Origin of the sequence: Streptomyces sp. NBC_01546 (assembly GCF_045208355.1) — a bacterium.
Classification (GTDB): domain Bacteria; phylum Actinomycetota; class Actinomycetes; order Streptomycetales; family Streptomycetaceae; genus Streptomyces.
On record NZ_CP109379.1, the window covers coordinates 1,791,664 to 1,805,082 of the forward strand.

Sequence of the window (13,419 nt, forward strand, 5' to 3'; positions counted from 1 at the left end):
CCAACCTACCGCCCGGCACCGACAGTCACAGGTCGGCGGCGTCACCTGCGGAGAGTCGGCCGTGATCGGTGCCGCCCAGGGTGTCCAGGGCCATGTCGTAGATGGGCCGGGCGATGTCGGAGAGGTAGGCGTCGTGGATGTCGATGGCCCGCCGCGGCTTGACCTCGCGGAGGTAGTCGATCACCTCGGCGACCTTGTTCCAGGGCGCGTGGACCGGGACCATCAGGGTGTCCACGGGGGCCTCGGGCACGGTCAGCGCGTCCCCGGGGTGGAAGAGCGAACCGTCCACGAGGTAGCCGACGTTGGTGATCCGCGGGATGTCGGGGTGGATCACGGCGTGCAGCTCGCCGTGCACCTGGACGTCGAACCCGGCGGCGCTGAAGGTGTCGCCGTGGCCCACGGTGTGCACCCGGCCCGGGTAGGCGGGGGCGAGCCGGCCGGCGACGCTGCGCAGGGTCCAGAGCGCGGCCGCGGGGTTGGCGTCGAGGGCGGCGCGCAGCCGGCCCTCGTCGAAGTGGTCGGGGTGCTCGTGCGTGACCAGCAGGGCGTCCGCCCCCAGGCCCGCGTCCGGTTCGCTGAAGGCGCCCGGGTCGATGACGAGCGTGTGCCCGTCCTTCTCCAGCTGGACGCAGGAGTGCAGCCGCTTGATGAGCTTCATGATCCCAGGCTAGTGCCGGGGAGCGCGATTACGGGGTCGTCGTGGACACGACGTAGACCTTGGGGTGCTCGGGGTCCGTGAGGTCGACCGTGACGTCCCGGGTGGGGCGCGGGTCGGCCTGCTCCAGGGTGGTCCCGTACCAGGTGGCCTCCGGGGTCCAGTGCCAGCCCGCGACCTCGGTGTCGTGCGGGGAGATCGAGACCCCGGGGGTCAGCGCGTCCCGGCTGGTGCCGAGGTCGGCCAGGAAGGCGTCCAGGTCGGCGGGGGTGACCGCGATCTGCGTGAACAGCCGGCTCGTGCGCCAGTTGTTGGTCTCGAGGAACCCGACCCGCCAGGCCTTGGGCGGGATGGGGACCTCGTAGATGCTGCGCTGCACCCGGGAGGGCCAGCCCGGACGCACCTTGGTCGCGCCGATCTTGGCGGCCTTGTCGCGGCCGCTCTCGCGGCTCTGCTGGGTGGAGATGGCCAGGTAGCCCGCGGGTACGCCGACGAGCAGCAGGATGATGATCGCGGTGATCCAGCGGCGCTTGACGACGTGCCTGCGGTCCTCGGCGGTGGGCTTCGGCGCACCGCCCTCGTCGGGGGCGGACGCCTGGTGGGGCAGGGAGGGCGGGGTCACTGCTGTCCTGTGTCCTTGGGGTCCGTGGCGTCCGTGGAGCCTGCGCTGTCCCGCCGGCCGAGCTGCGCGTAGCGCTCGTAGCGCTCGACCCGGCGGCGTGTGGCGCGCCGGAAGCGGCGGGCGACGAGCCGGGCCAGGTCGGCGGCACCGACCATACCGGCCTCGGGGCCGAGCTGGGCCTTGGCGATCCGCGCCTCGGGCCGGTAGCCGCGGCCGGTGAGGTGGCGGCGGAAGGCCTCGCGGGCGGGACCGATCAGCAGGTCGTCGGCCGCGCTGACGCCCCCGCCGATGACGAAGCAGGAGGGATCGAGGGCGGCGGCCAGGTTGGCGATGCCGACGCCGAGCCACTGGCCGATGTCCTGGAGCAGCTCGACGCACATGGCGTCACCCTCGCGGGCCAGCTCGGTGATGAGCGGCCCGGTGATCTCCTGGACGTTGCCGCCGACCCGGGCGATGAGGTTGTGCGCGACCGGGGAGTCGGCCGCGGCCAGCTCGCGGGCCTCGCGGACCAGGGCGTTTCCGGAGCTGTACTGCTCCCAGCAGCCGCGGTTGCCGCAGGGGCAGCGGTGCCCGCCGGGGACGACCTGCATGTGGCCGAACTCGCCGGCGACCCCGTACCGGCCGCGCTTGACCTGGCCGCCCTCGAGGATGGCCCCGCCGATGCCGGTACCGAGGGTGATCATGACGAGGTGGTCCTCGCCGCGCCCGGCTCCGAAGCGCCATTCCGCCCAGGCGGCGGTGTTGGCATCGTTGTCGACCATGACCGGGACCGCGAGCCGGGACTGGAGTGCGTCGCGCAGCGGCTCGTCGCGCCAGGCCAGGTGGGGTGCGAAGAGGACGCGGGAGCGGTCGGCGTCTACCCAGCCGGCCGCCCCGATGCCGACCGCGTGCACGTCGTGCCGGTCGGAGAGGTCCAGCACCAGCTCGACGATGGTGTCCTCGACGACCTTGGCGCTCTTGGACTTGTCCGGGGTCTCCGCGCGGATCTTCTCCAGGATGATGCCGTCGGCGTCGACGACGCCGGCCATCACCTTGGTGCCGCCGATGTCGATGCCGACGGTCGGGACGCGCGGGGCGGTCAGGTGCGACCGCCGCTCACGGGTCCCGATGGTCCGCAGGACGGTGCCCCGCGCCGACCCCCGGTGGGTGAGCGAGAAGTCCCGGTACGTGCTCATCGAGTCGTGTCGTCCCTGTCGGCATCGGAAATGGAGCCGGATGCGGTGTCCGGACCTGATTCTGCCACTCGCTCCAGTTCGTGGCTCAGTTCGTCCAGCTCGGAGCCGCCCGCCATCTGGCGGGTGAGCTCGTCCAGAGTGATCGAGTCGCGCGTGTGGCTGCCCGCCATGGTGCCGCGCTTGAGGAGCACGAACCGGTCGCCCACGAGGTGGGCGTGGTGCGGGTTGTGGGTGATCAGGACCACGCCGAGGCCGGCGTCACGGGCGGCGGCGACGTACTTGAGGACCACGCCGGACTGCTTGACGCCGAGGGCGGCGGTGGGCTCGTCGAGGACGAGGACCTTCGCCCCGAAGTAGACGGCGCGGGCGATGGCCACGCACTGCCGCTCGCCGCCGGACAGGGTCCCGATGGGCTGGTCGACGTCGCGCAGGTCGATGCCCATGCGCAGCAGCTCGGTGCGGGTGGTCTCGCGCATGAACCCCACGTCGAGGCGGCGGAAGGGGCCGCGGCCCCTGGTCGGCTCGGAGCCGAGGAAGAAGTTCCGCCAGACGGGCATCAGCGGGACGACGGCGAGGTCCTGGTAGACGGTGGCGATGCCGTGGTCGAGGGCCGCGCGGGGGTTGGCGAGCACGGTTTCCTCGCCCTCGATCTCGAAGGATCCGGCGTCGTGCTGGTGCAGGCCCGCGATGATCTTGATGAGGGTGGACTTGCCGGCGCCGTTGTCGCCCAGCACGCAGGTGATCTCGCCGGCCGAGACCTCCAGGGAGACCCCCTGGAGGGCGCGGATGTTGCCGTAGTACTTGCTGACGTCGGTCAGCTTCACCAGGGAGGTGGCTTCGGTCACGGTCGCTCCGGTCACGGTCACTTCGCCTCCGCCCGCTTGCGGACCCATGCGTTGAGCAGCGTCGCGAGCAGCAGCATCGCGCCGAGGAAGAACTTGAACCAGTCCGGGTTCCACTGGGCGTAGACGATGCCGTTGCTGGTCATGCCGAAGATGAAGGCGCCGACCGCCGAGCCGATGGCGGAGCCGTAGCCGCCGGTCATCAGACAGCCGCCGATGACGGCCGCGATGATGTAGAGGAACTCGTTGCCGACGCCCTCGCCCGACTGGACCACGTCGAACGAGAAGAGGATGTGCTGGCCGGAGATCCAGGCGCACAGGGCAACGCCCATGTAGAGGCCGATACGGGTCTTCACGACCGGGACGCCGGTGGCGCGGGCCGCGTCGGCCCCGCCGCCCACCGCGAAGATCCAGTTCCCGGCGCGGGTGCGCAGCAGGATCCAGGTGGCCACGGCGACCAGGGCCAGCCACCACAGGATGGTGACCTTCAGGGTGACCGAGCCGATGTTCCACTGCGAGGCGAAGAGGGCGCGCGCGGAGGAGAAGCCCTCCATGTCGGCGATGCTCTTGGTGGAGACCGAGCCGCTGATCAGCTTGGTGAAGCCGAGGTTCAGGCCGGTCAGCATCAGGAAGGTGCCGAGCGTGATGATGAAGCTGGGCAGCTTGGTACGGGTCAGCATGAAGCCGTTGAAGAAGCCGATGGCCAGGGTGACCAGCAGCGACACCAGGACGCCGACCCAGACGTTGGCGGTCATCTGGTAGCTGAACATCGAGGCCACCAGCGCCGAGGTCGTGACCATGACACCCGCGGAGAGGTCGAACTCGCCGCCGATCATCAGCATGGCCACCGGAACCGCCATGATCCCGATGGTGGAGGCCGAGTACAGCACCGTGCTGAGGCTGGAGGCCTGCAGGAAGCTGGGGGCGGCGAAGGAGAAGAAGACGAAGACGGCGACCGCGCCGACCACGGCGCCCAGCTCCGGGCGGCCCAGCAGCTTGCGGACCACCGAGGTGGGGGCGAGCCGTTCGTCCACGGTGGCGGCCCCTCCCGCGGACCCGCTCATCGGCTGCCCCGCTTGATGAACTCCTCCAGCTCGGCGGCCTCGGCGCCGGTGACGATCTGCGGTCCGGTGAGCACCGGGCGGCCGCCGCCGAGCGTGTCCGCGTTGTAGCGGTAGAGCCAGAGCAGGTCGATCGCCTCGTAGCCCTGGAGGTAGGGCTGCTGGTCGACGGCGAAGCCGAGGGCGCCGGACTTCAGGTCGCGGGCCACGGACTCGTTCAGGTCGAAGGTGTCCACCTCGGCCTTGCTGGCGGCCGCGTCCTTCGCCTTGACCGCGGTGGGGGCGAAGGGGGCGCCGAGGGTGAGGATCGCGTCGACGGACGGGTCCGCCTGGAGCTTCGCCTGGATGGCGGCCTGGACGGAGGGCATGTTGGTGCCCTCGACGTACAGGTTCTCCATGGAGCCGGAGAAGGTCTTCTTGGCCCCGGCGCAGCGCTGCTCGTGGCCCACGTTGCCCTGCTCGTGCAGGACGCAGACGGCCTTCTTGCGGCCGCGCTTGCTCAGCTCGGTGCCGACCGCCTCGCCCGCGATCTGCTCGTCCTGGCCGATGTGGGTGAGCGCCCCGTACTCGGCGGACTGGGCGGAGCCGGAATTGACCGTGACCACCGGGATGCCGGCCTTGACGGCCTTGGCGATGACGTCCTTGAGGGCCTCCGGCTTGGCGAGGCTCACGATGATCCCGTCGACCTTCTGGTCGATGGCGTTCTGCACGAATTGTGCCTGCTGCTGCGCCTGGTCGTCGTGGGCGTAGACGAAGTTGATGTTGTCCTTCGCCGCTGCCTCCTTGGCGCCCTTCTGGACGATGTCCCAGAAGGTGTCGCCGTCGCCCGCGTGCGTGACCATCGCGAAGGTCCAGCGCGGGGTGGAGACGGCCGGCCGGCCCGCCTCGGCGGCCTTCGCCCGCTCCTCGGCGCGCTTGCCGCCCGTGCTGCTGCAGCCCGCGAGCGAGGCTCCCAGTACCGCCGCGAGCACGGCGCCCACGACGCGTACCCCTGTCCGAACCCTAGCCACGTCGCCGTGCCTTTCCCTCGTCCGTCTCGTCCGTCATCATTCGGTCATTCCGGTTCCAGCCGTCCAGTATCCGCCACAGTGGACCATGAAGGGCCATCGGGGCATGCGCGGGCAGATTGACAGGTCCCCCGGACGGGGTCAGGTTGAGTGCATGCGCATCGGGCTCATCGGGACGGGCCGGATCGGCTCCTTCCACGCGGCGGCGCTGGCCCGCCAGGCGGACGCGGGCTCGCTCCTGCTCGCCGACGCCGAACCCGCGCGGGCGGCGCGCCTGGCCGACCGGCTGGGGGCCACCGCCGCGCCCTCCGTGGAGCAGGTCTTCACCTGGGGCGTCGACGCGGTGGTCGTGGCCTGCGCGACCGAAGGGCACGCCGAGCTGGTCGTACGGGCGGTGCGCGGCGGGCTGCCGGTGTTCTGCGAGAAGCCGCTGGCCCCCGACCTGGCCCGGACCCTGGCCGTGCTGCGCGAGGTGGAGGCCGGCGGCGGCGTGCTCCAGGTGGGGTTCATGCGCCGCTTCGACGCGGGCTACCGCACGGCCCGGGAGCTGGTCCGCTCGGGCGCCCTGGGCCGGCTGCACACCGTACGGACGATGACGGCCGATCCGGCTCCGCCGCCCGCGGCGTACCTGGCGACCTCCGGCGGGCTGTACCGGGACTGCCTGGTGCACGACTTCGACATGGTCCGCTGGGTCACCGGGCAGGAGGTGACCGAGGTGTACGCGGCCGGCTCGGACGCGGGTCCGGCGCGGTTCCGGGAGACGGGTGACATCGACACCGCCGCGGCCGTGCTCACCCTGGACGACGGGACGCTGGTCACGGCGACCGGTACGCGGTGCAACGGCGCCGGGTACGACGTGCGCATGGAGCTGGCCGGGGAGCTGGACCAGGTTTCCGCCGGGCTGGACGACCGTACGCCGATCGCCTCGACCGAGCCGCAGGGCCCGCCCCCGGCGAGCAAACCGTGGACGGGGTTCCTGGAGCGGTTCGCCCCCGCGTACGAGGCGGAGCTGGCGGCCTTCGTACGCCTGGTCCGCGGCGAGGGCCCCAACCCGTGCGACGGCGGGGAGGCGCTCGCCGCGTTCCGGGTCGCGGAGGCGTGCGAGCTCTCGCGCCGCGAACGGCGCCGGGTCCGGCTGGAGGAGCTCCCGGATCTGTGAGCGGGTGGCCATCGGGGCGGCTACCAGCGCACCGGCAGCCGGGTCACGCCCCGGATCAGGCTGCCCCCGATCCAGGTCGGCGGCCCCCCGGCCGGGTCCTCGGCCAGGTCCGGGAAGCGCTCCAGCAGGCCGCGGATCGCGATGCGGCCCTCCATCCGGGCGAGCGGGGCGCCGATGCAGAAGTGCAGTCCGTGCCCGAAGGCGAGGTGGCCCTGGGGGGCGCGCCGGATGTCGAAGGTGTCGGGGCTCTGGTACCGCCCGGGGTCGCGGTCGGCGCCGGCCAGCGAGACGAGGACGGTGGCTCCGGCCGGTATGGCGGTGCCGCCGAGCTCCATGTCCTCGCGGGCGTAGCGGTAGGTGGTGTTCTGCACCGGGCCCTCGTAGCGGAGCATCTCCTCGACCGCCCCGTCGAGCAGGCCGTCGTAGTCGGCGCGCAGGGCGGCCAGCTGGTCCGGGTGAGCCAGCAGCGCGCGCGTGCCGTTGGATATGAGGTTGACCGTGGTCTCGTGGCCGGCGATCAGCAGCAGGAAGGCCATCCCGATCAGCTCTTTGGAGGACAGCGCGTCGCCGTCCTCGTCCCTGGTCTGGATGAGGGCGCTGAGCAGGTCCTCGCCGGGGGCCTTGGCCTTGGCCTCGACGAGCTCCGAGAGATAGTCGCCGAGCTTCTGGTGCGCGGTGGTGCTCGGGGCGAGGGAGGTGGGCGCGAGGACCTCCTTGGACCAGTAGCTGAAGCGCTCTTGGTCCAGTTCGGGCACGCCGAGGAGTTCACCGATGACGGTCATGGGCAGCGGAAACGCGAGGGCCTTGATCAGGTCGGCGGTGCGCTGCGGGCGGGCGGCCATCGCGTCGAGCAGTTCGTCGGTGATCTGCTGGACGCGGGGCCGCATGGCGTGCACGCGGCGGGAGGTGAACTCGCGGGCGACGAGGCGGCGCAGCCGGGTGTGCTGCGGCGGGTCGGTCTCCAGCATGTTGCTGTTGGCCACGGTGGCCGCCACGCCCGGCAGGACTCCGCTGCTGTTCCAGTCCTTCGACAGGCCGGGGTGCTTGAGCGCCAGGCGGGCCTCTTCGTAGCCGACGACGAGCAGGGCGGGTGCGTACTCGGGGGCCGAGACCTCGACTTGGTGCACCGGACCCGCCGCGCGCAGGCGGGCGTAGAAGGAGTACGGGTCGACGTGGAAGTCCGCGTCGTTCGCGCTGATGTCCGGTTGTGGCATGCGGCCTACATTACGACGCCGGTTCAGTGCTGGACCTGGCGCTTTCCGGACAGTCAGGCGGAGTTGGCCGCGCGGCGTCCCCACGCCGTACCGGCCAGCACCAGCGCGGCGCCGGCGAAACCGGCCGCACCGAGGTGTTCGCCGCCGATCGCGATGCCGGCGGCGGCCGCCCAGAGGGGCTCGGTGCCGAGGAGCAGGCTGACGCGGGAGGGCGAGGTACGGCGTACGGCCCACATCTGCACGAAGAAGGCGAAGAGGGTGCAGAAGACGGAGAGGAAGGCGAGCCCGGCCCACTCGGCGGGGCCGAAATCCGCCGCGGCGGCCCAGGGGCTGTCCCCGGTGCCGGGCAGGACGGCGAGTACGGCGAAGACGAGGACGGCACTGCCCAGTTGCACCGTGGTCAGGGACAGCGAGTCGGCGTCCTGGACGGCCTTGATCCGGGCCATGAACATGACATGCGCGGTGCGGGCGAGGGCGGCGCCGAGGATCAGCAGGTCACCGGAGCTGGGCGCGGTGAACCCGGCGCCCTGGGTGAGGAGTACGACACCGGCGACGGAGACGGCGGCGGCACCGAGGAAGCCGGCCGCGGGGCGGGTCCGGCGGACGGCGGCCTCGGCGAGCGGCGTGAAGATCATGGTCAGGCTGATGATCAGCCCCGCATTGGTGGCGGAGGTGTGGACGACCCCGTAGGTCTCCAGGAGGAAGATCCCGCCGAGCACGAGTCCCAGCAGCCCGGCGCCGCGCAGCTGGGCGGGGGTCAGCGCCCGCAGCCGCCGCCACCCGGTGACGGCCAGCACGGGCAGGACCAGCCCGAAGCGCAGCACGAGTACGCCGATCACGGTCTGCGTGGTGGTGATGCCCTTGGCGGCGAGGTAGCTGCCGCCCCAGAAGACGGCGACGGCCAGCACGGGCAGGTCGGCGAGCCAGGCGGCGCGGCGGGGTGCGTTGCGGGGGGCTTCGAGGGCGGGCGAGAGCGCTGTCACCAGGGTGTCTCCGATGGCGGGAAGCGGGTGGAGACTTCGGCGGCTCTCACGATGCGGGGCCACCGTACCGGAGCCGATCATGCGGGTCGACCCATTTGCGGACTGACCCGACCGGCCCCGTAGCATCGGGGGCATGGCTGATCTCTACGCCCTGGACCTGGCCTTCGACCTGGTCGAAACCACCCCGGACGCCGTGGTCGCGGAGCTCCGGCGCCAGTTGGCGCCGGACGGACTCCTCGGGACCCGGGGCCCGGCGTGGCGCGTCGGGGGCATGCTCGTCGGCGATTTCGGGCCGGACGACCGCGGCGGCTGGGCCCTGACCGCCCGCCAGGAGATCCACGCGGAGCAGCTCCCGGACCTCGAGGACCTCCTGCTGCTCCTCGCACCGCACGTCCGTCCGCCGGGCCCGGTCGGCCGGATCCGCCACTACGAGCACGAGTCCCCGGACCTGCTCGTACTGCGCGAGGGCCGCGTGGTCCAGCTGGCGCTGGACCCTCGATAGGGGGGTCTTGTCGATCAGGCCGGATCAGGGAGCGGCGTCTGGTGCCGTGGATCGCAAGGCGGAGGAGGGAGTCGGCGCGGAGCGTCGGCGACTGACGACAACGCGGCGAGGCGCGGTGCCAGACGCCGCGAGCCCGGCCTGATCGGCAAGACACCCCCTAGACGTCCCTCAGCTGTCCAGGAACGTGCCGAAGGTGGCGCGTCCCTTCTGCCGGTAGGTGTGGATGGCGATGCCGCTGGACGTCGTACGGGAGCCCGTCAGCTCGAAGGCCGTCGGCAGCCCGCCGGTCGAGAACAGCTTCCGCCCGGCGCCCAGGAACACCGGGAAGACCTGCAGGTTCAGCTCGTCCACGAGGTCCCGCGCCAGCAGCCACTGCGCGAGCTGACCGCTGCCGTGCACCTGGAGCTCCCCGTCCAGCGCGTCCTTGACGCGGACGATCTCGCTCTGCAGGTGCTCCCCGTCGAGCACGGTGGCCGGGCCCCAGGCCGGTTCCTTGAGGGTGGTCGAGGCCACGTACTTCGGCAGCCTGTTCAGGCCGCCCGCGACGGGGTCGGCGGGGTCGTCGTGCTGCGGCCAGTACCCGGCGAAGATCTCGTACGTCTTGCGCCCGAGCAGGAACGCCCCGGCCCGGCCGAAGACATCGGCGACGAACTCCCCCATGCCCTCGTCGGCGTACGGCACCACCCAGCCGCCGTACTCGAATCCGCCGCTGGTGTCCTCCTCGGGTCCGCCGGGCGCCTGCATCACGCCGTCGAGGGTCAGAAAGGTGGTGAGGGTCAGCTTGCCCATGGCTCCGCGCTCCTTGCTCGATCGTCCTTACGCGGATTCAGACTCCCGGGCCGCCGCGAACTCATCGGTGCGGCGCGCGAGGAACGCCACGTCCGATTCCCGCCAGCGCCCGGTACCGGACTCCCATTTCATTGAAGCCGCAACCACTTCGCGATGGCCGTACGGGCCGACGCGGGCGCCGCGGCCGGGGCGGCGACCGCGGTGGACGAGACCGTACGGGCCTTCGGGCGGATCGACGTCCTGGTCAACAACGCGGGGGTGGGCGTACTCGGACCCCTCGACGAACTGACCCTGGACGACGTGGACCGGGTGCTCGCGGTCAATGTCCGGGGCGCGTTCCTGGCGGCCCGGTCGGCGGCCGGGCGGATGGGCTCCGGCGGCCGGATCATCACCATCGGCAGCTGCATGGCCCAGCGGGTCCCAGGTCCGGGCGGCACGCTGTACGCGATGAGCAAGTCGGCGCTGACCGGGCTGACGAAGGCGCTGTCCCGGGAGCTCGGCGGGCGCGGCATCACCGCGAACCTCGTGCACCCCGGGCCGGTCGACACCGACATGAACCCGGCCGACGGGCCCCGCGCGGACCCGCAGGCGGCGGCGACGGCCCTGGGCCGTTTCGGCACCGCGCGGGAGGTGGCGGCCATGGTGTCCTTCCTGGCCGGGGAAGGGGCCGCCTACGTCACGGGCGCGGAGTTCGCCGTCGACGGCGGCTACGCCGCGTAGGTCCGGACGGGGCCTGGCCGGACAGCGGAACGCCCCGGGGGTGTCGGCCCCCGGGGCGTTCACGGCTGGGTGGCGTCAGGCGCCCAGTTCCTGGTGGCGGGCGGCGTGCGCGGCGGCGCCGGCCTCCGTCAGGGAGCCGTGCAGGCGCAGGCGCGAGAAGCCGCCGTCCGGGAAGATGTCGATCCGGACGTGCGTGCCGACCGCCGGGGCGTCCAGCACGAAGCGGTGGTTGGTGTCGGGCTGCAGGCGGGTGCGCGGCAGGAACTCCGCCCACTCGCCCTCCTCACCCGTCTTGACGGACAGCGAGGCCCAGCCGGCCGAGTTGCCCTTGAGGTAGGCGGTGTCGATCTCGACGGCGCGGATCTCGGACTCGGCGACCAGCTGGTAGCGGATCCAGTCGTTGCCGTCGTCACGGCGGCGGGCGGTCTCCCAGCCGTCGTCCATCTTGCGGGAGCGGCCCGGGTTGATGGTGTTGGTCGGCGGGGAGTAGAAGCGGTTGGACGCGTCCTGCACCGAGCCGCCGTTCTCGAGCGCGACGACGTCGAAGGTGCCGAGCGTGGCGAGCCACTTCGGGTCCGGGACGACCTCGCCGTACACGCGCAGGCGGGCGATGCCGCCGTCCGGGTGCTGGTTGACGCGCAGGTGCGTGAAGCGCTGCTCGGCGTTCACCTCGAAGCCGTTGGCCGCGTGGCCGCCGACCGGGGTGCGCGGGACGAGCACGGTCCACTTCACGTCGTCGGCGAGGAGCTCCTCCGGGGTCGGTGCGAGGGCGCCGTCCCAGTTGGTGCCCTCGATGGAGACGGCCTGCGGCATGTTGCCGCGGAAGTGGGCGGTGTCGACGACGATGCCGCGGATGACCCCGGGGGCGCCCAGGCGTACGAGCGCCCAGTCGTGGTCCTCGGCGGTGGGCCAGGGCTGGGTGGCCGAGACGCCGCGGCGGCGGCGGGTCTCCCAGCCGTCCATGATCTTGCCCTTGTGGCCGAAGTGCTCGGGGTCGAAGTGCGCGGCCTCGGCGATCAGCAGGTTCTCGCGCTGGGCGAAGAACTCGTCGTTGGCGGCGATGACACCGGCGCCCAGCTCACGGGCGGCGAGGTTCGCGTACTGGGTGAACGGGAAGTCCGCGGTGCGGTAGTCCGCGTACGGGTCGCCGCCTCCGTACGGGTTCGCGTTGCCGGTGAAAGAAGCCAGTCCAGTTGAACGCTGTGCCACTGTCAGTTCTGCCTTTCGAGGAGGAGGCCCGTGGGCTCGGTCGGGGTGCCGTGGTCGGCGATCTGCGTACCGCGCAGCCAGGTGGACTTCACGACGCCGTGCAGGGTCTTGCCCGCGTACGCCGTGATCCTGTTGCGGTGGTGCAGTTCGGCCGGGTCCACAAGGAACGTTTCTTCCGGGGCCACGACGGCGAAGTCGGCGTCGCGGCCCACCTCGATCGCGCCCTTCTGCGCCAGGCCGGCGAGGGCGGCCGGGGCGGCGGACATCCAGCGGACGACGTCCTCGAGGGAGTGGCCGCGACGGCGCGCCTCGGTCCAGATGGCGGGCAGGCCCAGCTGGAGGGAGGAGATGCCGCCCCACGCGGAGGCGAAGTCGCTCGTCTTCAGGTCCACCGTGGAGGGCGAGTGGTCGGAGACGATGCAGTCGATGGTGCCGTCGGCGAGCGCGTCCCACAGGAGGTCCTGGTTGGCGGACTCGCGGATGGGCGGGCAGCACTTGAACTCGCTGGCGCCGTCCGGCACTTCCTCGGCGGTGAGGGTGAGGTAGTGCGGGCAGGACTCGACGGTGATCTTGACGCCCTCGGCCTTGGCGGCGGCGATCAGCGGCAGCGCGTCGGAGGAGGACAGGTGCAGCACGTGGACGCGGGCGTTCAGCCGCTTCGCCTGGGCGATCAGGTTCTCGATCGCGGTGTTCTCGGCGTCGCGCGGGCGCGAGGCGAGGAAGTCGGAGTACTTCGGGCCGGGGACGACCGGGGCCGACTCCAGGTGGTGCGGGTCCTCGGCGTGCACGATCATCAGGCCGCCGAAGCCGGTGATCTCGGCGAGGGAGGCGGCGAGCTGCTCCTGGTCGAGCTCGGGGAACTCCTCCACGCCCGAGGGCGACAGGAAGCACTTGAAGCCGTAGACGCCGGCGTCGTGCAGCGGGCGCAGGTCCTTGACGTTGTCCGGCAGGGCGCCGCCCCAGAAGCCGACGTCCACGTGCGCCTTGGCGCGGGCGACCTCCTGCTTGACGCGCAGGTTGTCGGTCGTGGTGGTCGGCGGCAGGGAGTTCAGGGGCATGTCGAGGATGGTGGTGATGCCACCGGCCGCCGCGGCGCGGGTCGCCGTCCAGAAGCCTTCCCACTCGGTGCGGCCCGGGTCGTTCACGTGGACGTGGGTGTCGACCAGACCGGGGAGCAGGACGTCGTCGCCGAAGTCCTCCAGCCGGGCTCCGACCGGTACCTCGGCCTCGTACGCCAGCACGGCCGCGATCTTCCCGCCGGCGACGGCCACCGAAGCGGCGCGCGTCCCCTCGGGGGTGATGACGCGCGTCGAGCGCAGTACCAGTTCCACAACCACGTCGGGCACCGGAACCTCCCCATCTACTTCCACAGAGCGAAATTCAACGTTCTGTTGACGGAGTCTTCACGGCGATCCGGGACCAGTCAAGAGCGCCCGGACGGACCACTGACACGCCTGCATCGCAATTGGATGTTTCCACAG

At 71.8% G+C, this 13,419-nt stretch carries 13 protein-coding genes and 1 pseudogene; 3 read left to right on the top strand and 11 right to left on the bottom strand.

Annotation, left to right across the window (positions count from 1 at the left end):
• Positions 1-25: 25 nt before the first annotated feature.
• From OHA89_RS08545 to OHA89_RS08570, 6 genes are read right to left on the bottom strand one after another with little or no spacing between them, the layout of a single operon-like run.
• Entirely contained in the window at positions 26-658 is a 633-nt protein-coding gene (locus tag OHA89_RS08545; protein WP_257553492.1) for an MBL fold metallo-hydrolase, read from the bottom strand.
• A gap of 28 nt (positions 659-686) precedes the next feature.
• On the bottom strand, positions 687-1,277 hold the full coding sequence (locus OHA89_RS08550) for a hypothetical protein (RefSeq protein ID WP_257553493.1): 591 nt from the start codon (positions 1,275-1,277) through the stop codon (positions 687-689).
• Positions 1,274-2,452 (bottom strand): ROK family glucokinase, encoded by a 1,179-nt coding sequence (locus tag OHA89_RS08555; protein ID WP_266613950.1) that lies wholly within the window; start codon positions 2,450-2,452, stop codon positions 1,274-1,276. The genes OHA89_RS08550 and OHA89_RS08555 overlap by 4 nt, the downstream gene beginning before the upstream one ends.
• On the bottom strand, positions 2,449-3,345 hold the full coding sequence (locus OHA89_RS08560; RefSeq protein ID WP_215145695.1) for an ATP-binding cassette domain-containing protein: 897 nt from the start codon (positions 3,343-3,345) through the stop codon (positions 2,449-2,451). The genes OHA89_RS08555 and OHA89_RS08560 overlap by 4 nt, the downstream gene beginning before the upstream one ends.
• A complete protein-coding gene (locus OHA89_RS08565; protein WP_257553495.1) occupies positions 3,315-4,358 on the bottom strand; it encodes an ABC transporter permease in 1,044 nt (347 codons plus the stop codon). Before OHA89_RS08565 ends, OHA89_RS08560 begins: the two co-directional genes overlap by 31 nt.
• Complete coding sequence (locus tag OHA89_RS08570; RefSeq protein ID WP_257553496.1) at positions 4,355-5,335, bottom strand: substrate-binding domain-containing protein; 981 nt, start codon at positions 5,333-5,335, stop codon at positions 4,355-4,357. The genes OHA89_RS08565 and OHA89_RS08570 overlap by 4 nt, the downstream gene beginning before the upstream one ends.
• Positions 5,336-5,516: 181 nt before the next feature.
• On the opposite strand from OHA89_RS08570, the gene OHA89_RS08575 reads away from it, so the two are divergent.
• Positions 5,517-6,521 (top strand): Gfo/Idh/MocA family oxidoreductase, encoded by a 1,005-nt coding sequence (locus OHA89_RS08575; RefSeq protein WP_266613953.1) that lies wholly within the window; start codon positions 5,517-5,519, stop codon positions 6,519-6,521.
• A 20-nt stretch (positions 6,522-6,541) separates the two neighbouring features.
• On the opposite strand, the gene OHA89_RS08580 is transcribed toward OHA89_RS08575, so the two are convergent.
• Positions 6,542-7,735 carry a cytochrome P450 gene (locus OHA89_RS08580; protein ID WP_406365811.1) on the bottom strand — a complete coding sequence of 398 codons (1,194 nt, stop codon included), beginning with the start codon at positions 7,733-7,735 and terminating at the stop codon, positions 6,542-6,544.
• Between the two features lie 53 nt (positions 7,736-7,788).
• On the bottom strand, positions 7,789-8,718 hold the full coding sequence (locus OHA89_RS08585; RefSeq protein ID WP_406365812.1) for a DMT family transporter: 930 nt from the start codon (positions 8,716-8,718) through the stop codon (positions 7,789-7,791).
• Positions 8,719-8,851: 133 nt separating this feature from the next.
• Here OHA89_RS08585 and OHA89_RS08590 point away from each other — a divergent pair, with 133 nt between their 5' ends.
• On the top strand, positions 8,852-9,220 hold the full coding sequence (locus tag OHA89_RS08590) for a hypothetical protein (protein WP_215145704.1): 369 nt from the start codon (positions 8,852-8,854) through the stop codon (positions 9,218-9,220).
• A gap of 168 nt (positions 9,221-9,388) precedes the next feature.
• Here the strand turns inward: OHA89_RS08590 and OHA89_RS08595 are convergent, their stop codons facing one another.
• On the bottom strand, positions 9,389-10,009 hold the full coding sequence (locus OHA89_RS08595) for a dihydrofolate reductase family protein (protein ID WP_266613958.1): 621 nt from the start codon (positions 10,007-10,009) through the stop codon (positions 9,389-9,391).
• A 150-nt stretch (positions 10,010-10,159) separates the two neighbouring features.
• Here OHA89_RS08595 and OHA89_RS08600 point away from each other — a divergent pair.
• Positions 10,160-10,729 (top strand): annotated as a pseudogene (locus OHA89_RS08600) (SDR family oxidoreductase); the annotation flags it as partial.
• A gap of 75 nt (positions 10,730-10,804) precedes the next feature.
• On the opposite strand, the gene alc reads toward OHA89_RS08600, so the two are convergent.
• Positions 10,805-11,938, bottom strand: a complete 1,134-nt coding sequence (gene alc / locus OHA89_RS08605) for an allantoicase (RefSeq protein ID WP_406365813.1) — start codon at positions 11,936-11,938, stop codon at positions 10,805-10,807.
• A gap of 2 nt (positions 11,939-11,940) precedes the next feature.
• Complete coding sequence (allB, locus tag OHA89_RS08610) at positions 11,941-13,275, bottom strand: allantoinase AllB (protein WP_257559283.1); 1,335 nt, start codon at positions 13,273-13,275, stop codon at positions 11,941-11,943.
• Positions 13,276-13,419: the final 144 nt, after the last annotated feature.